Consider the following 25461-nt stretch of genomic DNA (forward strand, 5'->3'; position numbering starts at 1 on the left):
GGGCTTGCCCGCTCCCACATTGGAGCAATGTCGAATCTAGAAAATATAGTCGGTGGTCAGGAAGCTCGACGCCCGCTCACGAATGATATCGCTGATCAGCTCTTTGTTGCTGTCCTGGAACTTGGTGGCCACCAGGGTACGTATCGAGAACACCCGCAGCGCGTCATGCACCGACAGGGTGCCCTCGGCCGAGTTCTTGCGACCATTGAACGGGAACGTGTCCGGGCCGCGCTGGCACTGGGCGTTGATATTGATCCGGCCCACCTGATTGGCAAAGGTGTCCACCAGGCGCCCGACTTGCGCCGGGTCGGTGCCGAAAATGCTCAACTGTTGGCCGAAATCCGACTCCAGTACGTAGTCGATCACCGTGTCCAGGTCGCGGTAGGGCACGATGGGCACCACCGGGCCGAACTGCTCCTCGTGGTACACACGCATTTGCGGGTTCACCGGGTACAGCACCGCCGGGTAGAAGAACGAGCCACGGCTGGCACCACCATTGGCGTTCACCACCTTGGCCCCGTGTTGCGCGGCATCGGCCACCAGCCCATTGAGGTAATCCACCTTGCCTACCTCCGGCAGCGGTGTCAGCGACACACCGTCCTCCCAGGGCATGCCCGGCTTGAGGGTGGCGAGCTTCTGGTTGAATTTTTCGATGAAACGGTCGACCACGGCTTCATGCACAAACAGGATTTTCAACGCGGTGCAACGCTGGCCGTTGAACGACAGCGAACCGGTGACAGCCTCATTGACCGCATTCTCCAGATCGACCTCGGGCAGCACGATGCCGGGGTTTTTCGCATCCAGCCCCAGGGCCGCGCGCAGGCGATGGGGGCGCGGGTGCAGCTTCTTCAAATCACTGGCCGCCTTGTTGGTGCCGATAAACGCAAAGATATCCACCTTGCCGCTGGCCATCAGCGCGCTGACAGTCTCGCGGCCGCTGCCATAGATCACATTGATGACCCCGGCCGGGAAGCTGTCGCGAAAGGCCTCCAGCAACGGACGGATCAACAGCACGCCGAGCTTGGCCGGCTTGAACACCACGGTGTTACCCATGATCAGTGCCGGGATCAGCGTGGTGAAGGTTTCGTTGAGCGGGTAGTTGTAGGGGCCCATGCACAGCGCCACGCCCATGGGCACGCGGCGGATTTGCCCCAGGGTGTCCTGTTCCAGCTCGAAGCGGCTGGAGCGGCGGTCCAGTTCCTTGAGGGCATTGATGGTGTCGGTGATGTAGTCACAGGTGCGGTCGAATTCTTTCTGGGAATCCTTGAGGTTCTTGCCGATTTCCCACATCAGCAGTTTCACCACGGCATCGCGCTGTTCGCGCATGCGCCGTAAAAATGCCTCGACGTGCTGGATGCGCTCGACCACGCGCATGGTCGGCCATTGGCCCTGGCCACGATCATAGGCTCGCACCGCTGCATCGAGGGCGAGCAGGGCGGTTTCGGCATCCAGCAGGGGCGTGCTGCCGATAATCACTGGTGTGTCGCCGTCAGCGCCGGCCAACTGGACCGGGCTGCGTACCTGGGCCAACGGGCCGTTCCAGGTGCGCAACTGGCCGTCGACCAGATAGTCGCGCTGTTCGATGGGGGCGGCGAGGCGAAATTGTTCGGGAATGTCGTTGGCGGTGGGAAACAGATTGGCAAGCAGGTGATTGGTGGTCATGTCGCTACCCCTGGAGTGGTTGCACAGCTTGAGTCAGAGATTCCCCCATCCGAGGGCTCTGTTGCAAGGCTTACGCGCATTTCCCTACGCACAGTGGGGCTGTGCCGGGTAAACTACGCGGCTTTCTTGAAGGAGTTCATATGAGTCAGTACCAGCCCGGCATTCTTGCCGCACCGGTGCCGTTGCAGGCACGTCATCTGTTTTTTGCCATCGAGGCCATTGACGCCGTGCCGGCAGCGCTCGACGCGCTGGTGCAGTTGGCCGACTCGGCAGTGGTGGTGGGGTTGGGTGAGCCACTGGTCAAGGCACTCGGCGCGCGCGTCGAAGGCTTGCGCAGCTTCCCGCCGATCTCGGGGCCGGGCGCCAACAACCCAGCGACCCAACAGGCGTTGTGGTGCTGGCTGCATGGCGAAGACCGTGGTGAGTTGCTGCTGCGTAGCCGGGCTTTTGAAAAAGCCCTGGCGCCAGCGTTTCGCCTGGTGCAGATGACTGAAGGCTTCCGCTACAAGACCGGTTTTGACCTGACCGACTATGAAGACGGCACCGAAAACCCCCACGACGATGCCGCAGTCGAAGCCGCCGTCGCCGGCAGCGGCGCCAGCTTTGCCGCGATCCAGCAATGGCAGCACGACCTGGACGGTTTTGCCGCCTTGCCGGCCCAGGAGCGCGACCACATCATCGGGCGTCGCCATGGCGATAACGAAGAACTGGACGACGCCCCCGAGTCCGCCCACGTCAAGCGCACCGCCCAGGAGAGCTTCACACCCGAAGCCTTTGTGGTGCGCCGCTCCATGCCCTGGGCCGAAAATGGCCAGGCGGGGTTGATGTTCCTCGCGTTCGGCCACTCCTTCGATGCCTTTGAGGCCCAGTTACGCCGCATGAGCGGCCTGGAAGACGGGATTGTCGATGGCCTGTACCGCATCAGCACGCCGTTGACCGGTGGCTACTACTGGTGCCCGCCGCTCAAGGACGGGCATTTGGACCTCGGCGCGATCTTCCCCGTCTGACCCCCATGTAGGCGCCCGCTTGCGGGCGGTAGCGGTTTGAGAATCGCCATCGCCCGCAAGCCGGCCCCAGCGTCAGTTGTCCTTCATGGCCTTCAACCATGCCGGATCCAGGCGCGTTTGCTCGGTCTTGATTCCCAGCGCCTTCATCTGCGCCTTATGCTTTTCGATCTCGCCGACCAGTTGCGCCTGTGCGCTGGAATTGGCGTCCAGTTCATGCATCTGCGTCAGCCCCAAGTGATAGAACCGCAGCAACTTCAGCGCCGTCGGATCGTTGGCCTGTGCCCGCTCGGTCACCTTGTGCATCACGTTGGTCACCCGCATCAGATTGCGCTTGAGCTGCCAGCCATAGACCGCCGGCGCCAGCCACGCCTGTGACCAGAGCGGGCCGCGTACCAGGGTAATGGTCAGCACTACCCCAGCCACTACACCACCGATATTGAAGCGGAAGTTGTCGCCGCCGGGCTCGCCAAACACCATCACGGCCAGGGTCGACAGCAGCATGGCCAGGGCGACGAAGATCACCGCGACGATCAACGTGCTGCGGCGGGTCTGCTGGCGATAGGTTTGCGGATCGACAGGTTTGATCTCAAACATGCGGGGTGCAGTCTCCATGAGCTAAGTAGGGGTATTGCGCGGCGCGGCATCTTCTCACGGTTTGTGGGTGGGCGTGAGAAAGTTGAACGATGGCGGCCAGGGTTTTCTCTAAGAAGTGTATGCATCGTGAGCAACGCAAAGGAGATGGCCGTGACTGAACAATCGAAAAAGCCTGGTGGCCCGCACTCGTCGGAACACGCCAGTGATCAGCCCGATTTGGGTTTCGACCCGGATTCCCCGGATGTGGCAGACCCACAGGTAGACCCCGTCGGCCCGGCCATAGCCCCATTGGACAAGAAGCATAAAGCCGGCAAGCAGCCGGCTTATGATCCGTTGGGCAATCTAAAACCCAGATAACGGTGTTAATCCTTGATGCGCATCATCGCCGGGACCCAGCGACTACACGTGCTTGGGTGCGACCCAGGTAACCTCGGTGATGCCGTATTTCTCCGCCCATGGCCGGGTGGTTTTTTTCGTGCGCTCATGGCCATGACGGCCAATGCGCCCAACGTGAGCCACCCCTGCATCACAACTGGCCCAATGCCATGCCTCGGCGTTGTTCATCACCTCTGCCCGCACCACAAAGGACTTGGGTTCGCCGTGAAGCCTGTAATGGATGGTGTAGATCGTTGCCGTGCCCATATTGCCTCCCTGTTTTGATATGGAGTTGATGCAATCAGGTTCAGAAAGGTTCAGAAAGTTTGTGGTGTAACACGCCGACCTATTGCTACAGATCAGTATTGGCAGCGGCACCGGTTACAGGTATTAGTGAAGCCTTCGCCCTACGCCCAAGGAATGCGCCATGCCCCAGGATTCACCGAGCCTGACTCACAGCCGTCTGTACCTGCAACGGCTGGGGTATGACACACCGCCAGCGCCCACGCTCGAGACCTTGGCCCAGTTGCAATTGCGCCATGTCAGCACCTTCGTTTTTGAAAGCCTCTCGACCCTGCTGCAGGTGCCGGTCCCCATTGATCTGGCCAGCGTCGAACAAAAAGTCCTGCTGGACGGGCGAGGCGGCTATTGCTACGAGCTCAACCAGATGTTCCTGGCGTTGCTGCAAGAACTGGGCTTCGACGCACGGGGCATCACTGGCCGCGTGGTGATGGGCGGTCCCCCCGATGCGCTGACCGCCCGCACCCATCGCCTGAGCCTGGTGACAATAAACGGCGAACGCTACATCACCGATGTCGGCTTTGGTGGCATGGTGCCCACCAGCCCCCTGCGGCTGGACACTCAGGCGCCCCAGGCCACCACACATGAACCGTATCGACTGACCTTGAATGCCGACAGCTACATCTTGTGGGCCCAGGTTGGCGAGGAATGGCGCGGGCTATACGTGTTCGACCTGCAGCCGCAGTCGCACTTCGACTACGAAATCGGCAACTGGTATGTCTCGACTCACCCCGACTCGCCGTTCCTGGGGCAGTTGAAAGTGGCCCTGATCGGACCAGGGTTGCGTCGTACCTTGAACAATGGCAACTACGCCGTCCATCACCTGGGCCGGGACAGTGAGAAACGCCAGATTACCGACGTCGACGAACTGCTGGCGCTGCTGCAAGAGGCGTTTGGTTTGCGTCTGCCCGAACATCCACAGCTGCGGCCCAAACTCGCGCAGTTATTGGCCGATACTTAATAGCTGCGCCCGGGAGGCTTGATCCAGAGCCTTCGCTGAAGCGTTTTACCTCCAAATCAAGGCAAATTAATTCGAACCTTTCGCGCAGCAGGGGGTTCGAACCGGTTCCTGAATAATTTGCCCACCCTAAAATGGAGATGTAAAACGATGTCCAAACTATTCGGAAAAATCCTCAAGAACTCTTCGGTCCTGGCCTTGGTAGCAGCACCGGCCGTGGTCTTCGCTGCACCGTCCACCGACCCGATTTCCACCTTCGGTATCCTGGGCAGCTACAACGACTTCAAGCTTGAAGGCGGCAGTGAAAGCGACAAGGACCATATGCCCGAAGCCGGCCTGTTCTATAACTTCGGCAACAAGCTGACCGCTGAATCCGGCTTTATCTACCAGGCCGGTGTGGACGCCAAGTTCGGCAAGAAAAGCGACAACAAGCTCAAGGAAGGCCAGGCCGACCTCGACCTGGGTTGGCGCGCCGCGCTGGATGCGCGCAACTTTGTCGACGTGCTGGTCGGTGGTGGCTACAGCTGGACTCGCTATGAGCCGGACTCCGGCGACTACGACATGAAACTCACCAACAAGTCGCCGTTTGCCAAGGCAGCAGTAGGGTACAACCATCAGTTCGACAGCATGACCATGCGCGTCGAAGTAGGTGCCCGCCACACCATCGACGGCCGCGCCAAGCTCAAGGTCGACGGCATTGGCAGCGATACCGTGGACCTCAAGGACCGCACCAACCCCTACGCCGAAGTCAGCCTGCTGATGAACCAGAACGGCGACCTGCCGGTGATGGCTGGCCTGTACTACACCCGCACGGAGTACAAGCTCGACGCGGATTCCGAAGTGGCCGATAACACCAAGCTCAAGCGCGATGAGTACGGCTTCAAGGTCGGCCTGGCTTTCTAAGCCGGCGGTTACGGGCGCCGGCCTTCTGTCATGGATCGCCGGTCGCCCAACCCTGTCCGCCCAAGCCCCCTTTATGTCCGCCAATACCCTCAACACCGCGCCGCCACTGACTTAGTGTGAACCCAGTTGTTCATACCTAATAAAGAGGGTGGCTATGTGGTCTACGACCTCCCATCGCATCGGTTTGCTGCTGGCCTTGGTTGGCCTGCTGTCAGCCTGTGACGACAAACCGCAACCTGCCACGGCGAGCACCGCCGTCCCCACCGATCCGGCCCTGGCCCGGATTTATGACAGCAGTTGCAAACTCTGCCACGCCAACCCGGCATCCGGCGCGCCACTGACCGGCGATAGCCAGGCCTGGAGCCCGCGCGTCGCCCAAGGCCCGGACACCCTGCTGGACCATACCCTCAACGGCTACCACGGCATGCCGCCTATGGGCCTGTGCATGCAGTGCTCCGAGGAGCAGTTCCTGGGACTGATCGGTTTTATGGCGGGTATTCACATCCAATAACAATGAGGTAGGTGATGGTGCTTTCACGCAGGCAACTGTTGCAGCGTTCGGCGGTGGCCGGCGCGTTCATCGCAATGAGCAGTAACCCGGCGCTGGCTCAGTTGGCCCGGGCGCCGCGCTTGATCCCCTGGCGCAATTGGTCGGGTGCACAAAGCTGCCTGCCCCTTGAGCGCCTGGCGCCCAAGGATCTGGAGGAGTTGGTGCAGGTCATTCGCCAGGCCCCGGGCAAGATCCGCCCGGTGGGTTCGGGTCATTCGTTCAGTGCCTTGGTGCCGACAGATGGTACGTTGCTGTCGCTGAGTTTTTTCAATGGTTTACTCGATCACGACGCCAGTACCCTGCAAGCCACCTTCGCCGCCGGCACACCCATGTCACGCATGGGGGCTGCGCTCAAGGCGATCGGCCAGGCGTTGCCGAACATGGCGGACATCGACTACCAGACGCTGGCGGGTGCCATCTCCACCTCGACCCACGGCACGGGCGTCGGGTTTACCTCGTATTCCGCCGGTGTCACCGGTCTGCAACTGGTGACGGCCCAGGGCGAAGTGTTGGACTGCGACGCCAACCGTGAACCCGAGGTGTTCAATGCTGCGCGAGTGTCACTGGGCGCGCTCGGCGTGACTACCCGCGTGCGCCTGCAAAACCGCGAACCCTACCGCTTGCGCGAACGCCAATGGATCGCCAAGACCGAAGAACTGCTGGAGGACGTGGCGAAAAACACCCAGCAAAACCAGCACTGGGAGATGTTGGTGGTGACGCATTCCGACTACGCGTTGTCCATCGCCCTCAACGAAACCGCCGACGCCCCAACCCCGCCAATTGATCCGGCAGAGGCGGGTGGCAATGAGTTTGTGTCGATCATCGAAAACCTCGACAAATACACCAGCGACTTTCCCGAAATGCGCCGCACGCTGCTCAACAGCCTGCGCTACTTCGCCAGTTTCCAGGAGCGGGTAGCGCAATCGTTCGAGGTCTACGCCAACGTGCGCAATGTGCGTTTCAACGAGATGGAATATTCGGTGCCCGCCGAACACGGCCCGGCCTGCCTGCGGGAAATCCTCAAGCTGATCCGCGACAAGGACCTGCGCACCTGGTTTCCCATCGAGTACCGCTACGTCAAGGCTGACGATATTCCCCTGAGCATGTTTGAAGGCCGCGACAGCTGTTCGATCTCGGTGCACCAGCACTACACCATGGACCACCACAACTTCTTCGCCGCCGTCGAGCCGATCTTCTGGAAATACGCCGGGCGGCCGCATTGGGGCAAATTGCACACCCTCAATGCCCGTACCTTGCAGGCCCTGTATCCGCGCTGGAATGAGTTCGCGCGGGTGCGTCAGGCCCTCGACCCCGGCGGCAAGTTCCTTAATGCACACCTGTCTTCAATCCTGGGAGTTGCCTGATGAATCGCAGACACTTCATGGCCGGCACCCTGGGCGCCGGCGCCTTGCTAGTGGCGGGTGCGGCACTGCTGCGTCCGACTGACCGAGGGTCGCCGTACAGCGAGTATTTTCGCCAGTTGAACCAGCAGCTCAAGGCCCATGGGCCAATGCGCCCGGTGCTACTGATTGACCTGGATCGCCTGGATCACAACATCGACATCGTTATGCAATCGGTGCAGCGTGGTGGCAAGCACCTGCGGCTGGTGGAGAAATCCCTGCCTGCACCGGGTCTGTTGGCCTACATTGCCAAGCGCGCGGGGACCCGGCGCTTGATGTCGTTTCACCAACCCTTTCTCAACCACGACGCGCAAGTGTTTCCCGACGCCGATATCCTGCTGGGCAAGCCGTTGCCGGTACGTTCGGCCGAGCTGTTCTATCAACATCATCAAGGGGCATTCGATCCCGCCCGGCAATTGCAGTGGTTGCTGGACACGCCGCAGCGCCTGCAACAATACCTGGCGCTGGCCCAGGGCCTGGGCACACGGCTGCGGATCAATATCGAACTGGATGTGGGCCTGCATCGCGGCGGTATCAGCGACAACGCAGTGCTGGGGCAAATGCTGGGATTGATCCGTGCGCATCCACAGCACCTGGAGTTTGCCGGCTTCATGGGCTACGACCCGTTTGTGGGCATGGGCGTGCCGGGCATTCTCGGATCGCCCCAGGCGCTGTTCGAAAAGGTCATGCAACGTTACAACGGTTTTGTCGACTTCAGCCGCCAGCAGTTTGCGACGCTGTGGCGTGACGATCTGACACTCAATACCGCTGGCAGCCCCAGCTACCGGATGCATGAGCAGGAACAATTGAGCAGCGAGGTCTCGGTGGGCACGGCGATGCTCAAGCCCACGCATTACGATCTGCCGTCCTTGAGTGAGCATGTTCCTGCGGCCTACATCGCCACGCCAGTCCTCAAAAGCACTGGTGCGGTCAACATCCCGGCGCTGGACGACAAGTCCCGGCTACTGTCGTGGTGGGATCGCAACCAACGCGCCACGTTCTTCATTTATGGCGGCAACTGGATGGCCGACTTCGAGTCGCCTGCGGGGCTGCAAAGCAATGGTTTGTATGGCCGCAGCTCCAACCAGGAGATGGTCAATGGCTCACCGAGTGTTGGCTTGAGTGTCGACGACCAGGTGTTCCTGCGCCCGGCCCAGACCGAGTCGGTACTCCTGCAGTTTGGCGACCTGCTGGCGGTGCGCGGCGGAAAAATCGTCGACAGCTGGCCGGTTTACACAGGGTGAAATGATGCATCCCTATGTAGGAACCACCTGTGGTCGGGGATGGGTGAGGGGACAAGTCCCCTCACCACAGATGGTTCCTACAAGGCAAACGGAATCGTCAGCTTGGCCCACAACATATCGCCTTGCGGCCGGTTCTCGACATCAAACTCCTTGGCCCAACGGATCTCCGCGCTGGCGTACTTGAGAAAGGTGAAGTACACCGCCGGCCCAATCGCAAACACCTGGCCCCGCACCCCATCGTCGACGTCTTCGCCGTAGATATTGGTGACCGTGCGCCCGTACTGCTTATCGTCAGTTGTCTGCTTGAGGTAGTAGCCATTGATACCCAGGCTCAGGTTGTCGGTCACTTTGTAGCTGGCCGAGTAATCGAAGTGGAAAATCTGCCCCGAGCGGTAGTCGGTATCGTGGTTTTCCTGATTGAAGCTGTAGGTGGTCTTGATCGACAGTTCAGTACGCTCGTCAGGCAGCCACGTCACCGACACCAGTGGCTTGTAGGTGTAGAAGTTATTGCTGGTATTGGCCAGGCGGGAAGCATCGTATTCACCGGTAGGCACAGTGACTTCCACCGCGGCGCCCAGTGTCAGGTTTTTGCCCAGGTCCCACAGGATGATCGGTGCGATGGTGGTGTCACCCATGCTTTCGCGCTGGTCAGACATGCCAAACAGCGCCACTTGTTGCTTGAGGTACGGCTGGGCGATGTAGCCACCGAGCCGCCCGCCAAACACCCGCAACGGGCTCAGGTAGTCCAGGCGCGGGATGACTGCATCCGAGCGGATCTTCACCTGTGGCACCTTGCCTCCGAGGGAGCTGATATCCAGCTTCGTGGCTTCATAGTGGTTGTAGTAGAGGTTGAAGGCGAACATGTGGTCCGGCAGGTGATCCACATCCAGTGGCAGGATGTAAAAGCCATCGGTACCAGGACCGATATTGTCCACGCCGCCCTCTGTGGCCAGGGTCGGCAGGCTGACAAGGGCCAGGGCAAGGGGCAGGGCAGCAAGCACGCGGGTCGGGTTCATGTCTGGGCTCATTATTATTGTTGGATTAATGCACCGTCGGCCCTCATCGGAGCCTTGCCCATAGAAATAAGCCCTCGACGCCCCGCAGGGCAGGGTATTGGCGGCCACATAGGGGGGCTTTGCCGGACAGCGTTCATTCAGAGTGCGGCGAGCCTTGCAAGCACCTATGATTGTCAGGATGTTTCTAAAACAATAACCGGGCATAGAGTCGGGAATCGCAGATCCATGCACAGCAAAACCGTTGATCCACACTACGAATTGGCGCTGGTTTCGCCTTTTCTCCTGCAAACCCTGGGGCAGGTCGTGGCGCAAAAGGGCGCCAATGCCGAGCATCTGTGCCGTGGCCTGGGGTTTACCCTGACAGACCTGGACGACCCGGCGTTGCGCATCTCCTACCGCCAGGCCGTGGCGATGATCCAGCGTGCCCTCAAGGTCCTGCCCGATCAGGGCCTGGGCCTGTGTGTCGGCAATCAGAACGTGCTGGGCACCCTGGGCCTGCTCGGGCATGTCATCTCACTGTGCAAGACCCTGCGCGATGCCTTTGCCGTGGGCGAGCGCCACCAACACACCTCCGGCGGCATCGCCACCTCACGCATTCACGAAGGTGCGCAGCAGGTCATGGTCGATGTGGAATGCCTGTTGCCGTTTGCCGAGGTCCAGGTATTTGCCGCAGAAGAGTTCTTCGCCAGCCTCATGATCTACGGGCGGACTCTGGTGGGCAGTGAATTCAAGCCACTGCGCATGGAGTTCATGCACGCGCCACCGGCGTATGCCGCCGAGTACCAGCGTTTGTTCGGTGACGATGTGCACTTTGGCTGCCTGCACAACCGCATGGTTCTGGAGGCCCGGTGGCTCGACGTGCCGTTGCCTAATCACCACCCTCTGGCACTGCGCCAGGCCCTTGGCCTGCTCGAGCTGGAAAGTGCCCAACTACACCGGAAAATGGACCTCATCCAAGCGGTGGAACGTGCTATTTCCCGCGATTTGCAGGGTAGCCAGCTGGAAAAGGTCGCCAGTGACCTGAACATGAGCGGCCGCACCCTGCGCCGTCGCCTGACCGACCACGGGCTGACCTTCGAAGCCTTGCTGGAACAGGTGCGTCGCGCCCGGTGCATGGGTTTGCTGGGCAACCCGAGCCTGTCCATCGAGCGCATCACCCAGGAGGTGGGCTACAGCGATGTACGCAGCTTTCGCCGGGCATTCAAGCGCTGGACGGGGCTCAGCCCCAGCGCATTCCGCAGCGTAGGATGAGGGCGCCGGCGGGCCATGCAATTGCATTGAACCCTATTGCCCGGTCAGTGCCACATTAGAGGAACACACACTTATCTGGAGGTTGGCATGCGCACCATCGATCTGGCGGGTACCCCGGTCCCGGTTATCGGCCAAGGCACCTGGCGTATGGGTGAAGATCCGGGACGGCGTACAGCGCAAGTTGCTGCGCTGCAATTGGGCATCGACGAAGGCATGACCCTGATCGACACCGCGGAGATGTACGGTGAAGGCGGTGCCGAAGAAGTGGTCGGGCAGGCGATCCAAGGGCGCCGGGACCAGGTGTTTCTGGTCAGCAAGGTCTACCCGCATAACGCCAGCAAAGCGGGTGTGCCCCGTGCCTGTGAGGCCAGCCTCAAACGCTTGGGCACCGACCATATCGATCTGTATCTCCTGCACTGGCGCGGGCAATACCCGCTTGCCGAAACGGTTGAAGCCTTTGAGCGGCTGCGCGAAGCCGGCAAGATCGGGCGCTGGGGCGTGTCCAATTTCGACGTAGCAGACCTGCAGGAACTGGCATCACCCGCCTGCGCCACCAACCAGGTGCTCTACAACATCGAACAGCGCGGCATTGAATTCGACCTGTTGCCCTGGTGGCAACAACATAACCTGCCGTTGATGGCTTACTGCCCAATCGCCCAGGGTGGGGAGCTGCTGGCCAGCCCCACCCTCAAGCAGATTGCCCGTCGACATCAAGTCACACCGGCCCAGGTTGCCCTGGCGTGGGTCTTGCGCCAGGACGGTGTCATCGCCATCCCCAAGGCCGTCACCCCCGAACACGTGCGCCTCAATGCAGCAGCGGCCAAGTTGGTTCTCGACGAACATGACCTTGACGCCATCGACCGTGTATTTGGTGCGCCGATACGCAAGCATCCGCTGGCGATGGTGTGATGCGCCTGGGTGAAACGGTAGCGCCTGCCGCTATACCGTTTCACCCTGGCTGGGTTCAACCAGCGACCGGGCTGCGCCAGTCGTCAGAGCCTGAGGTACCCGAAACCTCATGGGTCCAGATGATTTTGCGGTAGGTAAAGTGCACATCTTCGAGGTGGGTGAAGTGCGCATTTCCCGGGTCCTGGCAGTTGGGCATCCGCGACTGGATATCCACGATGATCGCGTCCTCCAACTCGATGGTGAAGTAATGCTCCTGGGTGCCGGCCGAGGATGTGCGATACCACTCCAGGCGGCACTTGACCATTTCCCCTGACGTCAGCGCGCTGAACAGCAACGGTGAAGATTTATCGAATACCTTGCTGATCATCAGCGGCTTGTGCACACGCTGGCCGGTGGGTTGGCCCGACTGCGGATCACGGGGAATGATGACCTGATGCTGGAAGGCCTCGACCAGGATCTGGTCCTCGTGGCCTTCCTGATAGATGTTGCCTACCGAATCCTGGGTGAACGTGCCTGCCGTGATCAAACCTTGCTTGGTGCCGGTGATCGAGAGGTATGCGGGTGTTGGCATGATTGGTTTCCTTGCCTGATAGATAAGTTGGCGCCACAGGGCGCTATTACCCGCTAACAAGAAGTGTGCCGGATAATAGTTGGTCTAATGAAATAAGGGTGTTTCTTGGAAAAGGCGCGGGTAATGGTAAATGGGCGGTATGGTTTGTGGTTTATAAGTTGAGCTTTTTTGCGCAATAGTGCGCAGATAATTGCCTGCTGAGCGTGTCTCGGTATTGAAGGGTGAGTATTTAGTTTAAGTGCGACGTGATTGAAAAGAATGCGCAAGTTTTTGCGCATGTCTGGAAGTTGTCTTTGCTCCTTGAAAACAGGCAGCCTTCCTGTGTGGCGCTTGCGTTGAGTACGCGCGCTTACAAAATTGCGAACTTTCATTATCTTCGTAGGAATCTACTTAACTGTGCCTGAGTGGCTTGCCCAATAAAATTTGGCTGTTATTGTTTGCACTTGTCGCAACACGAAAATGGAATTCAGCAAGTATGGGGTCGGCGTTTTTTATAGCTGTTTGCCATACTTTAATTCAGCATTGATCAGCACAGTGCGGCCCATCATGATTTATTCAGACAAACTTTCTGCGCATTATTTGGAAGTTGCCCGGTCGCCGGTCTCGCTTGCCTGTTTTGCAGGGGCGGACGTCCGTTATTCGTCAGCGTATGAAACGTTGGAAAACGAGTTGGATACGGCCCGGTTGATCCATGGCAACAACCAGCCCGATTGGCAGCAGGTGGTGGACCAAAGCGAGGCCTTGTTGCGTCACGAGTCCAAGGATCTGCGGGTGGTTGCCTGGCTGACCTGGGCCCTTTATCAGCGTGAGTCCTTTTCCGGCCTGTTGGCTGGACTTGGCATGTTGCGTTACCTCTGTGAGCACCACTGGGCGTCGCTACACCCCATCAAGCTGCGTACCCGCATTGCGGCCTTTGGCTGGCTGATGCAGCGCATTGAGCCGGTACTGGCGCAGAACTTTGCACTCGGAGAGCAGCGTTCTCTGTTCCAGTGCATGGCTGGGCATTTGGCGTGTCTTGACGAACTATGGGTTGGGCACCTGGGGGACGATGCTCCGTTGCTGCTGGCAGCCCGCAGACAGCTCGCGGACAAGCTACAGCAGAGCGCTTCGCCACCGTCCGGGGTGAGCGCGGTGGTGGCCCAGGTCAAGCAGGTGGCGACTCAACTGCTGGCGCCCGAGTCGGTGGTGAACAACGAAAAAGACGTGCACAAGCTCCTGCGCGCGCTGCAGGACAACGCTCGACCCCTGTGTGCCTGGTGGCTGCGCCAGAACGCCACCGACCTGCGGGCCTTACGCCTGAACCGTACCCTGGCCTGGCTGGGCATTACCGGTCTTCCCGATAGCAACAGCGATCAGATAACGCCCTTGCGCGGGCTGGTGCCCGACAAGCTCAAGCGCTATCAGGAGCGCTTTGCCCAAGGGCATTACGCCGACCTGCTGCTGGAGCTTGAAGCCAGCCTGGCGAGTGCGCCTTTTTGGTTTGACGGTGTGCGCATGGTCTGGGAGTGCCTGCAGGCGCTGCAGGCCGAACTGGCGATGGTCGAGACAGAGATTCAATTTGCCCTGTTGTTGCAACGGTTACCCGGAGTCGCCCAGTTGCGCTTCCACGATGGCGCGCCCTTTGCCGATGCCGCTACCCGCGGGTGGATCGACACCCAGGTCAGCCGCCACCTGCAAGTACCGGTGCCGGTCAGAAGTATTGGCAGCGCCGGTCCGGCGCCATGGGAGGAAGCCTTGCAGGCGGTTGCCCCGCTACTGCGCAAGGAGGGGCTGAAAGTTGCGGTCCAGTCCTACAAAAGTGCCATGCAGGCTGCGCGGGGTGATCGCGCGCGCTGTTACTGGCGCCTTGGCTTGGCTCGGTTGTGTATCCAGGGTGCCAAACATGACTTGGCCAGGATCCAGCTTGAACAGCTCGAGCAGGAGTTGCAGCACGCCGGCCTGTATCGCTGGGAGCCCGACCTGACCCTTGAGGTGTTGCAACTGCTGTATGCCTGTTACGACGTATTGCCCCAGGGCCATGGCCTGCGCGAGCGCAGGGAGGATGTCCATCGCAAGCTGTGCCAGGTCGATCTTGAAGCTGTACTCCAATAGGTTTTCCCGTCATCAAGCAAAGGAGAAACAACATGGCCAAAGAAGGTTCGGTCGCCCCCAAGGAACGTATCAATATCACGTTCAAGCCGGCCATAGGCGGTGCCCAGGAAGAAGTAGAGCTGCCCCTGAAGCTGTTGGTCCTCGGTGATTTCACCCAGCGTGAAGACACGCGCAAGGTCGAGGACCGCAAGCCCATCAGTATCGATAAGAACACCCTGGATGAGGTGTTGGCCAAGCAAGCCTTGAGCTTGACGTTGAGTGTGCCCAATCGGTTGCAGGAAACAGACGAAGCCGACGAGTTGGCCGTCCAGGTCCGTATCAACGCCATGAAGGACTTCAATCCGGCCCATCTGGTCGAGCAGGTTCCGCAATTGCAAAAACTGATGGCCTTGCGTGAGGCACTGGTTGCGCTCAAAGGCCCCCTGGGCAACACACCGAGTTTTCGCAAGGCCATAGAAAACGCCCTGGCCGATGACCAGGCCCGTGCGCGGGTGCTGGCCGAACTGGGGCTGAACAGCCCTGCCGCATGACCCACTCAGTAAAAAGGACACTGACAACATGACCTCCAGCCCTAACGCGCAAGCGGCCCCTTTAGATACCGGATACAGCATTCTCGACGACATCATCGCCCAGACCCGCCTCACAGCCGATGATGAAACCTACGACATCGCCAAGCGCGGCGTCGCGGCGTTTATCGAGGAGTTGGTCAAGCCACAGAACCGTGGGGAGCCGGTCAAGAAGCAACTGGTAGACCGGATGATTGCCGAGATCGATACCAAGCTCAGCCGGCAAATGGATGAAATCCTCCACCACCCCGAGTTCCAGGCGCTGGAGTCGGCCTGGCGCGGCTTGCAGTTGCTGGTGGATCGCACCGACTTCCGGGAAAACATCAAGATCGAGCTGCTCAATGTCTCGCGCCAAGACTTGCTGGATGATTTCGAAGACTCACCGGAGGTTGTTCAGTCGGGGCTCTACAAGCATACCTACAGCGCCGAATACGGTCAGTTCGGTGGGCAGCCCGTGGGCGCGATCATCGCCAACTACTTCCTTTCACCCAGCGCGCCCGACGTCAGGCTGATGCAGTATGTTTCCAGTGTCGCCTGCATGGCCCATGCGCCATTCATTGCCGCCGCCGGGCCTGGATTTTTCGGCCTGGAGAGCTTTACCGGCCTGCCAGACTTGAAGGATTTGCAGGACCACTTCGAAGGGCCGCAATTTGCCAAGTGGCAGAGCTTCCGCCAGAGCGAGGATGCCCGTTACGTCGCCTTGACGGTGCCGCGCTTTCTCCTGCGAACGCCCTACGACCCGGTGGACGCTCCGGTCAAGACCTTCGCCTATAGCGAGCATGTCGTCAGCAGCCACGAGCATTATCTCTGGGGCAATACCGCCTATGCCTTCGCTACACGCTTGACTGACAGCTTCGCCCGCTTTCGCTGGTGCCCCAATATCATCGGCCCGCAAAGCGGGGGAACGGTGGAAGGCCTGCCGCTGCATCATTTCCAGAGCATGGGCGAAATCGAAACCAAGATTCCTACAGAAGTACTGGTCTCCGACCGTCGCGAATACGAGCTGGCGCAGGAGGGCTTCATTGCCCTGACGATGCGCAAGGGCAGCGACAACGCCGCATTCTTTTCCGCCAGTTCCGTGCAGAAGCCCAAGTACTTCGGGATCAGTGCCGAGGGCAAGGCAGCCGAGCTGAACTACAGGCTCGGCACCCAACTGCCGTACATGATGATCGTCAACCGCCTGGCGCACTATTTGAAAGTGCTGCAACGCGAGCAGTTGGGTTCGTGGAAGGAACGTACCGACCTGGAATTGGAACTCAACAAGTGGATTCGCCAGTACGTGGCGGACCAGGAAAACCCCAGCGCCGAGGTCCGGGGGCGACGTCCATTGCGGGCGGCGCGGGTTGTTGTCAGTGATGTGGACGGCGAGCCAGGCTGGTATCGCATCAACCTCAGCGTACGCCCGCACTTCAAGTACATGGGGGCGGATTTCACCCTGTTCCTGGTTGGCAAGCTCGATAAAGAATGAACCAGGGGCTTGAGATGAGTCAGTACAGCGGTTTCCTTGAGCGCCTTGCACGCACTGCGCCTGCGTTGGCGGGGCGCACGCCATTCGCCTGCGTCGCGTCCTCGGTGGCCATCCACCTGGGCAATATGCTCAGCACTCGGGCGGGCAGTGTGCAGACGCTGCCTGACTATGGCTTGCCGGATCTCAATGACATGCGCCTGAGCCTGCACGAGTCCCTCAGCCAGGCACGCTTTCTGATCGAGCGTTTCATCGCGGCTTACGAGCCGCGCTTGAGTAATGTGCGGGTCGTCCCATTGCCCCAGGGACGCGACCCGTTGGCTCTGGCCTTTGATATCCAGGGTGCACTGAATATCGACGGGGTCATGCAAGACGTGGTGTTCAGCGCGAGCCTGGCAGGCAATGGGCGCGTGGAGGTCTCCACCGGTGTCCGTTAACCACTATTACCAAAGTGAACTCAATGCCTTGCGGCATTTGGGGCGACGCTTCTGCGAACGTAACCCGGCACTTGCCCCGTTCCTCGGGGACAGTGGCCGGGACCCGGATGTAGAACGTCTACTTGAGGGTTTTGCGTTCCTGACGGGCCGCCTGCGACAGAAGCTCGATGATCAGTTGCCGGAGCTTAGCCATTCGCTGATGCACCTGCTGTGGCCCAATTACATGCGGCCCTTACCGGCGTTCAGCATGCTGCAGTTCGCGCCGCTGCTGCGTGCCGGGCCCGCGATCAAGGTGGAGCGGGATACACCGGTGGAGAGTGTGGCAATCGATGGTGAGCGTTGCCGCTTTCGCACCTGTTATGCAACGGATGTGCTGCCCCTGCAACTCAATGCGCTGGATTACTCGGCGCAAGGCGAGGGGGCCTTGCTGAACCTGCGCCTGGAGATGACCGCCGACGGGCATCTGGGTGAACTGGCGCTTGAGCACTTGCGCTTGCATTTTGCCGGGGAACGGTATGTCAGCCAGATGCTGTACGTGAGCCTGTTGCGTCATCTGCAAGACATCGAACTGCTGCTGCTCGATAGTGCGGGTAAGCCGCTGCTTGCGGGCAACGGGCAAGTCCTGTCATTGCCATTACCGGCCACAGGGGTTCGGCCAGCAGGTTTTTCGCAAGAGCAAGCGTTGTTGCCTTATCCGTCGAATGTATTCACCGGGTATCGGCACCTACAGGAATATTTCGCGTTCCCCGACAAGTACCTGTTTGTCGACGTAGGCGGCCTGGATGTGCTGCAAACCTTGCCGGATGACTTGCTCAAGCAGGCCCGGGGTTTTGAGTTGCGCTTCAAGCTGCGCCAGCGCAATCCCGAACAGGTTCTCCCCACACGGGACAACGTGAAGCTGTTTTGTACGCCGGTGGTCAACCTGTTCAAGCACGATGGGGTGCCGATACGACTGGATGGCAAGCAAGACGAGTATCTGCTGCTGGGTGCCGACTATGCGCCAGGCCACTGTGGGGTGTTCTCCGTAGACCAGGTCACGGGATGGCGTCCGGGTGGTTTGGGCTACCAGACCTATGTGCCGTTCGAGTCGTTCGAGCACGACCAGCAGACGGCGAGCTACAGCATTCGCCAGCGGCCTTCGGTGCAACACACCGGCCTCGATACTTACCTGAGCTTCGGCATTCGCCAGTCCCAGGATCAAGAAACCCTGTCCGTCGAACTGACCTGTACCAACCATGACTTGCCGCGCAAATTACGGATCGGTGACATCAATCAAGCCTGCGAGCAAACACCCGAGCTCCTGTCCTTTCGCAACATCACTGTCGCCACCCCTGGCATTGCGCCGCCGCTGGACAGCGGTTTTCTGTGGAAGCTGATCAGCAACATGTCGCTCAACTACCTGTCCTTGAGCGACATCAATGCGTTGAAAGTAGTGCTCGAAACCTATGACTTGCCACGCTACCACGACCGCCAGGCCGAAAAAGTCAGCATCCGTCGTTTGGGCGGATTGCGTTCGATAAGCCAGCGTCCCATCGACCGGTTGCACGGCGGTTTGCCGATTCGGGGTGTGGCAATCGACCTGATTGTCGACCTCCAGCACTTTCTCGGAGAGGGCGACCTCTTTGTGTTTGCCTCGGTCCTCAACGAGTTTTTTGCGCTGTACGCGAGCCTTAACTCGTATCACGAACTGCGTGTTACCAGCACACAAGGAGAGGTGTACCTATGGCCATCCCGGATGGGCCAGCAAGCCCTGCTTTAACCGAACTGTCCCGCACTATTCGCGAGTATTCGCTGTTCCAGGCGGTCTCGCAGGTCATTGAGCGTTTGCGCGATGCCCACCCATCCTTTGACGATGAGGCGCTTTATGAACACCTGGAGTTCCAGGCCAATCCGGGGCTGGGATTTCCCGGCAACGACATTGACCGAGTGACGTTCTTTGTCGAACGCGGGCAACTGCGGGCACGCTTGCGCCTCAACGTATTGGGGCTGGTGGGGGCGAACTCGCCACTGCCGGCATTTTATGCCGAACACGCATTGACCGAGCGCGCGGGCGGTAATCCTGTCGCGGACTTTCTCGACATATTTCACCACCGCTTGCATCGGCTGATGTTGCCTCTGTGGCGCAAGTACCGCTACCGGGCGTGTTTTCGAACGGGGGCCAGCGACCCGTTTTCCGAGCAGATGTTCGCCCTGATAGGCCTGGGCGGTCGGGCCATTCGCAGCGCGACACCACTGGATTGGAATCGCTTGCTGCCCTACCTGGGCTTGCTGGGTATGCGCGCCCATTCGGCGGCGCTTATCGAAACGGTGCTGCGTTACTACTTCAAGCACTCGCAGTTGCTGATCGAGCAATGCGTCAAGCGCAAGGTGGTGATTGCCCGCAGGCAATGCAACCAATTGGCGCGTGGCAGCAGCCGTCTGGGGCAGGACCTGGTCCTTGGGCGGCAGGTGGCCGACCGTGCCGGCAAGTTCAGGGTGCATATCCAGGACCTCGACTGGCAGCGTTTTCATGACTTTTTGCCCGGCGGCGCGAGCTACTCGCCGCTCCGCACGCTGATTCGCTTTGCCGTACGCGATCCTCTGGACTACGACCTGCGCCTGATCCTGCGCCGTGGGGAGGTGCAGGCACTACGCATAGGCCAACGCAATGTGTGTCGGCTGGGATGGACCACATGGATGGGGCAGGCGCGCGCGGATGGCGTGCTGACGCTGACCACTAAACCCGGGACGGATGGATGAATATGATGAATGTGGACTTGCAGCAACTGATTCGCGTGCTGGCGACTGAAACTCGCCATGACCTGGAGCGCGCCTCCGCACGCTGCGTGGCCCGAGGCGGCGCGCAAGTGCTGGTGGAAGACGTACTGCTGGCGCTGCTGGAGCATCCGGAAGGGCTGCTGGCCCGTGCGCTGCGAGATGCCGGCATCGAACTGGGCGAACTGCAAGCAGCGGTTGAGCCCCGGATGGGGCAGGGGACTTCGCGTAATCCGGTGTTTGCACCGTTGCTGGTGCAATGGTTGCAGCAAGCGCTGGTTGTGGCCCAGCTGGAGTTGGCGCAATCCCATGTCAGTGACGCGGCCTTGATCCTCGCCTTGCTGCGTAACCCGTTGCATCACGCGGGCAGTCGCTATCAGGTGCTGTTGGCGCGCCTCGACGCGCAGCGCCTGCTTGAGTTCGCCTTGAGCGACCATGCCCAGGTCAGCGCGGCGAGCGCTTGTGGCCACCATGAGTCGCTGTTGCAGCGTTTCACCCATGACCTGACCCAACAGGCCCGTGAAGGCCGGATCGACCCGGTATTGTGCCGAGACACACAGATCCGGGAGTTGATCGATATCCTGGCGCGCCGGCGCAAGAACAACCCGATCATTGTGGGGGAGGCCGGTGTCGGCAAGACCGCGCTTGTCGAGGGCCTGGCCAGGCAAATTGTCCAGGGTGAGGTGCCGCCGGTACTCAAGGATACGCGCCTGCTCACCCTCGATATGGGGCTGCTGCAGGCGGGCGCCGGCATCAAGGGCGAATTCGAGCGCCGACTCAAGGGCGTTATCGAGGAAGTGAATACCTCATCGGTGCCGGTGATTCTGTTCATTGACGAGGCACACACCTTGATCGGTACCGGTAACTCGCCGGGCAGCGGCGACGCGGCGAATCTGCTCAAGCCGGCGCTGGCCCGTGGCGAGCTGCGCACCATCGCTGCCACCACCTGGTCGGAGTACAAGAAGTACTTCGAAAAGGATCCGGCGCTGGCTCGGCGCTTTCAACCGGTGCATGTACTGGAGCCTAGTGTCGATGATGCGGTGACGATCCTGCGCGGTCTCACCTCGGTGTATGAAGCCAGTCATGGCGTGTACGTGCGCGATGACGCCGTGGTTGCCGCCGCGCAACTGTCGGCACGCTACCTGGCAGGGCGCCAGTTGCCCGACAAAGCCGTGGATGTGCTCGATACGGCCTGCGCCCGTGTGCGCATCGGCCTGGCGACTGCCCCACCGGAGTTGCAGGCCGTGGCTGCCCAACTGGCGCAAATTGGCGGCCAGCATCAGGCGCTTTGCCGCGACCGGGACGCCGGGTTGCCCATTGACCCTGGTGCGCTGCAGGTCCTGGCTGCGCGCCTGGAAACCGTCCACGGCGAACATGAGCGCCTCAAGCAGTGCTGGACGCGCCAGCGCGAGATGGCCGAGCGGGTACTGGCCCTGCGCATGCAGTTGAGCCAGGCCCGTCAGGCAGGGCAGGCCATCGACGTGCTTGAGCAGCAACTGTGCGAAGCCCACAGCTGCTTGCTGGCGGAGCAAACGCCGCAGCGCCTGGTCAGTTTCGAAGTATGCCCACGATTGGTGGCGCAAGTGATCAGCGCCTGGACCGGGATTCCGCTTAGCCAAGTGGCCTGCGAACACAGCGTCAAGGTTCTCGACTTTGCCACCGATCTGCGCACGCGCATTCTCGGCCAGGAACAGGCCGTCCAGATGCTGGATCGCTCGATGCGTGCGGTTGCCGCCGGCGTGAACCGTCCCGATGCCCCCGTGGGTGTCTTTTTGCTGGTCGGCCCCAGTGGCGTTGGCAAGACGCAAACGGCGCTGGCGTTAGCCGAGCTGCTGTATGGCGGTGAGCGGTTCATGACCACCATCAACATGTCCGAGTATCAGGAGAAACACTCGCTGTCGCGCCTGATTGGTGCTCCGCCCGGTTATGTCGGTTACGGCGAAGGCGGGGTGCTGACCGAAGCGGTCAGGCAAAAGCCCTATTCGGTGGTGCTGCTCGATGAGGTCGAGAAGGCGCACCTGGGCGTCATGAACCTGTTCTACCAGATATTCGACAAAGGGCGGGCCAATGATGGCGAGGGGCGCGAGATCGACTTTCGCAACACGCTGATTCTGATGACCTCCAACCTTGGCAGCGACTGCATCATCGACTTGTGCGGCGCTACGCAGCGGCCCACCCCGCAAATACTGCAGGACGCACTTGCGCCCCTGCTCAACCAGCATTTCAGGCCGGCGCTGCTGGCGCGCATGGGCGTAGTGCCGTACTACCCGCTTGACGATGCGGTTATAAATGAGTTGGTAGAAAGCAAATTGCAGCGCCTGGGCCAACGCTTACTGCAGCGGCACCTGGCATTCAGCTACTGCCCACGCTTGGTCGATTATCTGGCAAAACGTTGCATCCGCAGCGACAGCGGCGCGCGGTATGTCGATCAATGGATCGACGCGAATCTATTGCCCCTGGTAGTCGATCGCCTGCTTGAGGCAATGGCCAGGGACGAGCATGTGCAGCGTGCTCACGGCACGCTGGATGGCGACGGTCACGTCATCTGTGAGTTTGCGTGATGAGGGAAAACCCGTTGTCACCGCCGCTGGACGCTGCCGAACAACTGGTGCAATGGCTCTTGCGCCTGGGCATCGATAGTGATCGGGCAAGTGTGCCTGGCGATCTTGTCCATGCCGCCGTGCAGTTGAGCCAGTGCTCGCTCAGCCAGGTGTACCTGTCAGATGAGGCTGGCCACGGCTTGGTCCTGGCTGCCGAACACCGGCGAGAAGAAGGGCCTTGGCCTATCGGCGCAGGCGCAGAGGTCGACCAACAGGGCCAGCAACTACTGCGCTTTGCCCTAGAACATAAGCGCCCCCTGAGCATCTGCGGCCTGCAAGGCAGCATTTATGACACGGCTTTCATTCCATCCGGTCGGGCGCCCTGGCAGTCGCTGCTGTGCGTGCCGATCACCCATCGAGACCTTCCCATCAGGGGCGTGCTGTTATGCGTGACGCAACGCTTCCAGGACCTGCAGGGGTGCGCCGCAGCACTGGGGCAGTTGGGGGCTTTTGCGCTGCGTCAGCGGGCGCTTCTGCAGGCACTCAACTCGCCGGCGCCGGTCCGCCCGGCGCTCGACAGCGTGCTGCGTCCCGCAGGTCTTGGCCTGATAGGCAACAGCCCGGCGATGGATGATACCTGCCGGTTGATCGGCAAGGTGCTGGACAGCACCTACACCGTGCTGCTGCACGGTGAGACCGGTACGGGCAAGGAGGTGGTTGCCAGGGCGATCCATGTCATGGGCCCGCGCCGATCCAAGGCCTTTGTCGTACAGAACTGCGCGGCATTCCCCGAGGGGTTGCTGGAAAGCGAACTGTTCGGCTATCGCAAGGGCGCCTTTACCGGCGCCGACCGGGATCGTCCTGGCCTGTTCGATACCGCCGACGGCGGCACGTTGCTGCTCGATGAAATCGGCGATATGCCAATGTCGCTGCAAGCTAAATTGTTGCGGGTATTGCAGGAGGGTGAAATACGCCCACTGGGTGCCAGCACGGCCCACAAAGTGGATGTGCGGATCATTGCCGCAACCCACCGTGACCTGCGGGCGATGGTGGCCCAGGGTAGTTTTCGTGAGGATCTCTACTACCGATTGGCTCAGTTTCCGATCGAACTGCCGGCTCTGCGCCAACGCGAAGGCGATGTGCGGGAGTTGGCTCGGCATTTCGCCGCCAAGGCCTGCGCCACCCAGCGGCGATCCCCGGTGTCCTGGTCGAACCAGGCCCTGGATCAGCTATCGAGCCACAGCTTCCCCGGCAACGTGCGCGAACTTAAATGCCTGGTGGAGCGAGCCGTGCTGTTGTGCGATGACGGGGTGATCCTGCCGCAACATCTCTTGCTGCCAATGGACTCACCCGCGCCGGCCAGCGACGCAACGCTGCGCCAACGCCTTGAGCGCGTCGAGCGGGGCTTACTGATTGATTGCCTACACAAGAACCGTGGCAATCGCACCCGCACCGCCCGGGAACTGGGGGTTGCACGGCGCACCCTGCTGTATCGCCTGGCGCGGCTGAATATCCCCTTCGGTGACGTCAAGGAGGGGTGCTGAATGTTGCGCTCGGTCGAATTCAATTCAATGGGAGAGGCTTGATGGTTGTTTCTCGATGGCAGCTATTGCGGCTTGGTCTACTGGTGCTGGTGCTAAGTGGGTGCACGGCAAATTACGTGTTTGACGACGATGACTACCGGCCGCTGGGTGACCCGCGGTCCGGCCAGCGCGGGCAATAAGCCAGGAGACCCTGTATGCAGTTGGTATTTGAAATTTGTGGCAATGGGCAAGGCATGCCCGACTCGACCCGCAACAAAATATTTGATGGCACCGGAGGGGTGATCGGCCGTGGCACCGATTGTGATTGGGTCATCCCCGATCCCAGCCGCCAGTTGTCCAGTCATCATGCTTTGGTCAGCTTTCGCGACGATCAGTATTTTCTGACGGACATCAGCAGCAATGGCATTTGCCTGGGGGACAGCGCCGTGCGATTGCGCAAGGGCCAGGCCCGGCCTATCGACCACGGCACCGTATTTCGCATGGGCCCGTTTGATATTCGCACGCAGTTTGTGAAGACCGCTGGCATACCGATTCCTAGCGACAAGCTGATTCCGGATGACGCGTTCCTGCAGCTGGATCCCGTGGGTGCCACCGATAGCCAGGCTCCGGCGAGTGTGTCACCGCGCTGGACGGATACCAGCACTGTGGAGCGGCACCACGTGACTGTGCCGACCCTGATCGAGCCTGCGCCGACGATTTCGTCACCCGCAGGCAGTGCACCGGCTGCCGATGACCACGGGCTGTTCTGGCGTGCTTTTTCCCAAGCGCTGGGTGTGTGCCTGGACCCTCTCGACGAGCCTGGGCGGCAAGCGCTGGCAATCCAGGTCGCAGGCTTGCTCAAGCAGGCAATCGACGGGCTGCAACAGAACCTGCACACCCATGAAGAGCTGAAAAGTGAACTGAGCATGGCGGTCGGTCGCGGGCCAATCTGTGCCCAGAGTCCGTTGACGGGGGGCGCCCAAGCATTGGAGGCCCTGCTGAAGGCCGATCAGCAGGGGCAACTGCCCGCCGGGCTGCTGGTTACCCAGGCTTATCGTGATTTGCAGGTTCATCAGGTCGCGGTGCTCGCAGGCTGTCGAGCGGCAGTGCGCGGAGCCCTGGCCGCGTTTGCGCCAGGGCAGCTGCTAGTTCGTTTCGAGCAGCAGGGCAACACGCCGCGGATCCCCACCAGCGGCGCCTACTGGCGGGCCTACCTGCGCCATTATCAACGCCTGATCGAGGATGACGGTTGGAGTGAGCGCTTACTCAACGAGGATTTTGCCAACGGCTACACGGAACAGGTGCGCCTGGTTTCCACCCTTCACAGTACTTGTTCTGGATGAGT

The 25461-nt window shown here is 60.6% G+C and carries 24 protein-coding genes; 19 read left to right on the forward strand and 5 right to left on the reverse strand.

The features are described 5' to 3' along the window. Positions 1-36: 36 nt before the first annotated feature. The gene (locus HBO09_RS09165; RefSeq protein ID WP_169992860.1) at positions 37-1662 is read right to left on the reverse strand and encodes an NADP-dependent glyceraldehyde-3-phosphate dehydrogenase; all 1626 of its coding nucleotides are present in this window, start codon (positions 1660-1662) and stop codon (positions 37-39) included. A gap of 140 nt (positions 1663-1802) precedes the next feature. Here HBO09_RS09165 and HBO09_RS09170 point away from each other — a divergent pair, with 140 nt between their 5' ends. Continuing rightward, complete coding sequence (locus HBO09_RS09170; RefSeq protein ID WP_169992858.1) at positions 1803-2669, forward strand: Dyp-type peroxidase; 867 nt, start codon at positions 1803-1805, stop codon at positions 2667-2669. 72 nt (positions 2670-2741) lie between these two features. Here HBO09_RS09170 and HBO09_RS09175 read toward each other — a convergent pair whose 3' ends face one another. Next, the gene (locus HBO09_RS09175) at positions 2742-3263 is read right to left on the reverse strand and encodes a DUF3087 domain-containing protein (RefSeq protein WP_169992856.1); all 522 of its coding nucleotides are present in this window, start codon (positions 3261-3263) and stop codon (positions 2742-2744) included. Between the two features lie 150 nt (positions 3264-3413). On the opposite strand from HBO09_RS09175, the gene HBO09_RS09180 reads away from it, so the two are divergent. After that, positions 3414-3620: a DUF6021 family protein gene (locus tag HBO09_RS09180; RefSeq protein ID WP_308936072.1), complete on the forward strand. Its 207-nt coding sequence runs from the start codon at positions 3414-3416 to the stop codon at positions 3618-3620. 42 nt (positions 3621-3662) lie between these two features. Here HBO09_RS09180 and HBO09_RS09185 read toward each other — a convergent pair whose 3' ends face one another. Continuing rightward, positions 3663-3905 (reverse strand): DUF6555 family protein, encoded by a 243-nt coding sequence (locus HBO09_RS09185; RefSeq protein WP_169992854.1) that lies wholly within the window; start codon positions 3903-3905, stop codon positions 3663-3665. A gap of 160 nt (positions 3906-4065) precedes the next feature. Between HBO09_RS09185 and HBO09_RS09190 the strand changes: the two genes are divergently transcribed. The 5 genes from HBO09_RS09190 (at position 4066) to HBO09_RS09210 (ending at position 8993) form a co-directional block, all read left to right on the forward strand. Next, positions 4066-4899 carry an arylamine N-acetyltransferase gene (locus tag HBO09_RS09190; protein ID WP_169992852.1) on the forward strand — a complete coding sequence of 278 codons (834 nt, stop codon included), beginning with the start codon at positions 4066-4068 and terminating at the stop codon, positions 4897-4899. Positions 4900-5046: 147 nt separating this feature from the next. After that, a complete protein-coding gene (locus HBO09_RS09195; RefSeq protein ID WP_169992850.1) occupies positions 5047-5799 on the forward strand; it encodes an outer membrane beta-barrel protein in 753 nt (250 codons plus the stop codon). A 154-nt stretch (positions 5800-5953) separates the two neighbouring features. After that, complete coding sequence (locus HBO09_RS09200) at positions 5954-6310, forward strand: c-type cytochrome (RefSeq protein WP_169992848.1); 357 nt, start codon at positions 5954-5956, stop codon at positions 6308-6310. Between the two features lie 74 nt (positions 6311-6384). After that, positions 6385-7713, forward strand: coding sequence for a D-arabinono-1,4-lactone oxidase (locus tag HBO09_RS09205; protein ID WP_169993224.1), 1329 nt, complete (start codon positions 6385-6387; stop codon positions 7711-7713). Between the two features lie 68 nt (positions 7714-7781). Beyond that, positions 7782-8993: a DSD1 family PLP-dependent enzyme gene (locus tag HBO09_RS09210; RefSeq protein ID WP_169993221.1), complete on the forward strand. Its 1212-nt coding sequence runs from the start codon at positions 7782-7784 to the stop codon at positions 8991-8993. 77 nt (positions 8994-9070) lie between these two features. Here the strand turns inward: HBO09_RS09210 and HBO09_RS09215 are convergent, their stop codons facing one another. Beyond that, a complete protein-coding gene (locus HBO09_RS09215; protein ID WP_169992846.1) occupies positions 9071-10009 on the reverse strand; it encodes a transporter in 939 nt (312 codons plus the stop codon). A gap of 225 nt (positions 10010-10234) precedes the next feature. On the opposite strand from HBO09_RS09215, the gene HBO09_RS09220 reads away from it, so the two are divergent. Both HBO09_RS09220 and HBO09_RS09225 read left to right on the forward strand, forming a co-directional pair. Beyond that, positions 10235-11260 (forward strand): AraC family transcriptional regulator, encoded by a 1026-nt coding sequence (locus HBO09_RS09220; RefSeq protein ID WP_169992844.1) that lies wholly within the window; start codon positions 10235-10237, stop codon positions 11258-11260. Positions 11261-11347: 87 nt separating this feature from the next. Further along, entirely contained in the window at positions 11348-12169 is an 822-nt protein-coding gene (locus tag HBO09_RS09225; RefSeq protein WP_169992842.1) for an aldo/keto reductase, read from the forward strand. A gap of 55 nt (positions 12170-12224) precedes the next feature. Here HBO09_RS09225 and HBO09_RS09230 read toward each other — a convergent pair whose 3' ends face one another. Continuing rightward, positions 12225-12740 (reverse strand): Hcp family type VI secretion system effector, encoded by a 516-nt coding sequence (locus HBO09_RS09230; protein WP_169992840.1) that lies wholly within the window; start codon positions 12738-12740, stop codon positions 12225-12227. 546 nt (positions 12741-13286) lie between these two features. Between HBO09_RS09230 and tssA the strand changes: the two genes are divergently transcribed. The 10 genes from tssA to tagH are packed head-to-tail and all read left to right on the forward strand — an operon-like array spanning position 13287 to position 25459. Next, positions 13287-14831 (forward strand): type VI secretion system protein TssA, encoded by a 1545-nt coding sequence (gene tssA, locus HBO09_RS09235; RefSeq protein WP_169992838.1) that lies wholly within the window; start codon positions 13287-13289, stop codon positions 14829-14831. 32 nt (positions 14832-14863) lie between these two features. Beyond that, on the forward strand, positions 14864-15361 hold the full coding sequence (gene tssB / locus HBO09_RS09240) for a type VI secretion system contractile sheath small subunit (protein WP_169992836.1): 498 nt from the start codon (positions 14864-14866) through the stop codon (positions 15359-15361). A 28-nt stretch (positions 15362-15389) separates the two neighbouring features. Continuing rightward, complete coding sequence (gene tssC, locus HBO09_RS09245; RefSeq protein WP_169992834.1) at positions 15390-16865, forward strand: type VI secretion system contractile sheath large subunit; 1476 nt, start codon at positions 15390-15392, stop codon at positions 16863-16865. Positions 16866-16879: 14 nt separating this feature from the next. Beyond that, the gene (gene tssE, locus HBO09_RS09250; RefSeq protein ID WP_169992833.1) at positions 16880-17299 is read left to right on the forward strand and encodes a type VI secretion system baseplate subunit TssE; all 420 of its coding nucleotides are present in this window, start codon (positions 16880-16882) and stop codon (positions 17297-17299) included. Then, the gene (gene tssF, locus HBO09_RS09255) at positions 17289-19058 is read left to right on the forward strand and encodes a type VI secretion system baseplate subunit TssF (protein ID WP_169992832.1); all 1770 of its coding nucleotides are present in this window, start codon (positions 17289-17291) and stop codon (positions 19056-19058) included. The genes tssE and tssF overlap by 11 nt, the downstream gene beginning before the upstream one ends. Further along, positions 19022-20038, forward strand: coding sequence for a type VI secretion system baseplate subunit TssG (gene tssG, locus HBO09_RS09260; RefSeq protein ID WP_169992831.1), 1017 nt, complete (start codon positions 19022-19024; stop codon positions 20036-20038). Before tssF ends, tssG begins: the two co-directional genes overlap by 37 nt. 2 nt (positions 20039-20040) lie before the next feature. After that, complete coding sequence (tssH, locus tag HBO09_RS09265) at positions 20041-22614, forward strand: type VI secretion system ATPase TssH (protein WP_169993218.1); 2574 nt, start codon at positions 20041-20043, stop codon at positions 22612-22614. Beyond that, positions 22614-24137: a sigma 54-interacting transcriptional regulator gene (locus HBO09_RS09270; protein WP_169993216.1), complete on the forward strand. Its 1524-nt coding sequence runs from the start codon at positions 22614-22616 to the stop codon at positions 24135-24137. The genes tssH and HBO09_RS09270 overlap by 1 nt, the downstream gene beginning before the upstream one ends. A 41-nt stretch (positions 24138-24178) precedes the next feature. Further along, the gene (locus tag HBO09_RS28875; RefSeq protein ID WP_262381203.1) at positions 24179-24316 is read left to right on the forward strand and encodes a type VI secretion protein TagU; all 138 of its coding nucleotides are present in this window, start codon (positions 24179-24181) and stop codon (positions 24314-24316) included. A 15-nt stretch (positions 24317-24331) separates the two neighbouring features. Further along, positions 24332-25459 (forward strand): type VI secretion system-associated FHA domain protein TagH, encoded by a 1128-nt coding sequence (gene tagH / locus HBO09_RS09275; RefSeq protein WP_169992830.1) that lies wholly within the window; start codon positions 24332-24334, stop codon positions 25457-25459. The last annotated feature ends 2 nt before the right edge of the window (positions 25460-25461 follow it).

Origin of the sequence: Pseudomonas sp. WS 5027 (assembly GCF_012985695.1) — a bacterium.
In the GTDB taxonomy this organism is placed as follows: Bacteria; Pseudomonadota; Gammaproteobacteria; order Pseudomonadales; family Pseudomonadaceae; genus Aquipseudomonas; species Aquipseudomonas hygromyciniae.

Bases quoted from the DNA above. Each gene is read 5' to 3' on its own strand.
- tssA (WP_169992838.1), top strand. From the start codon at position 13,287: ATGATTTATTCAGACAAACTTTCTGCGCATTATTTGGAAGTTGCCCGG.
- HBO09_RS09270 (WP_169993216.1), top strand. From the start codon at position 22,614: ATGAGGGAAAACCCGTTGTCACCGCCGCTGGACGCTGCCGAACAACTG.
- tssC (WP_169992834.1), top strand. From the start codon at position 15,390: ATGACCTCCAGCCCTAACGCGCAAGCGGCCCCTTTAGATACCGGATAC.
- HBO09_RS09170 (WP_169992858.1), top strand. From the start codon at position 1,803: ATGAGTCAGTACCAGCCCGGCATTCTTGCCGCACCGGTGCCGTTGCAG.
- tssH (WP_169993218.1), top strand. From the start codon at position 20,041: ATGATGAATGTGGACTTGCAGCAACTGATTCGCGTGCTGGCGACTGAA.
- HBO09_RS09165 (WP_169992860.1), bottom strand. From the start codon at position 1,662: ATGACCACCAATCACCTGCTTGCCAATCTGTTTCCCACCGCCAACGAC.
- tssG (WP_169992831.1), top strand. From the start codon at position 19,022: ATGGCCATCCCGGATGGGCCAGCAAGCCCTGCTTTAACCGAACTGTCC.
- HBO09_RS09225 (WP_169992842.1), top strand. From the start codon at position 11,348: ATGCGCACCATCGATCTGGCGGGTACCCCGGTCCCGGTTATCGGCCAA.
- HBO09_RS09185 (WP_169992854.1), bottom strand. From the start codon at position 3,905: ATGGGCACGGCAACGATCTACACCATCCATTACAGGCTTCACGGCGAA.
- tssB (WP_169992836.1), top strand. From the start codon at position 14,864: ATGGCCAAAGAAGGTTCGGTCGCCCCCAAGGAACGTATCAATATCACG.
- HBO09_RS09195 (WP_169992850.1), top strand. From the start codon at position 5,047: ATGTCCAAACTATTCGGAAAAATCCTCAAGAACTCTTCGGTCCTGGCC.
- tssE (WP_169992833.1), top strand. From the start codon at position 16,880: ATGAGTCAGTACAGCGGTTTCCTTGAGCGCCTTGCACGCACTGCGCCT.
- HBO09_RS09220 (WP_169992844.1), top strand. From the start codon at position 10,235: ATGCACAGCAAAACCGTTGATCCACACTACGAATTGGCGCTGGTTTCG.
- HBO09_RS09175 (WP_169992856.1), bottom strand. From the start codon at position 3,263: ATGTTTGAGATCAAACCTGTCGATCCGCAAACCTATCGCCAGCAGACC.
- HBO09_RS09205 (WP_169993224.1), top strand. From the start codon at position 6,385: ATGAGCAGTAACCCGGCGCTGGCTCAGTTGGCCCGGGCGCCGCGCTTG.
- HBO09_RS09190 (WP_169992852.1), top strand. From the start codon at position 4,066: ATGCCCCAGGATTCACCGAGCCTGACTCACAGCCGTCTGTACCTGCAA.
- HBO09_RS09200 (WP_169992848.1), top strand. From the start codon at position 5,954: ATGTGGTCTACGACCTCCCATCGCATCGGTTTGCTGCTGGCCTTGGTT.
- HBO09_RS09230 (WP_169992840.1), bottom strand. From the start codon at position 12,740: ATGCCAACACCCGCATACCTCTCGATCACCGGCACCAAGCAAGGTTTG.
- HBO09_RS09215 (WP_169992846.1), bottom strand. From the start codon at position 10,009: ATGAACCCGACCCGCGTGCTTGCTGCCCTGCCCCTTGCCCTGGCCCTT.
- HBO09_RS28875 (WP_262381203.1), top strand. From the start codon at position 24,179: ATGGTTGTTTCTCGATGGCAGCTATTGCGGCTTGGTCTACTGGTGCTG.
- tagH (WP_169992830.1), top strand. From the start codon at position 24,332: ATGCAGTTGGTATTTGAAATTTGTGGCAATGGGCAAGGCATGCCCGAC.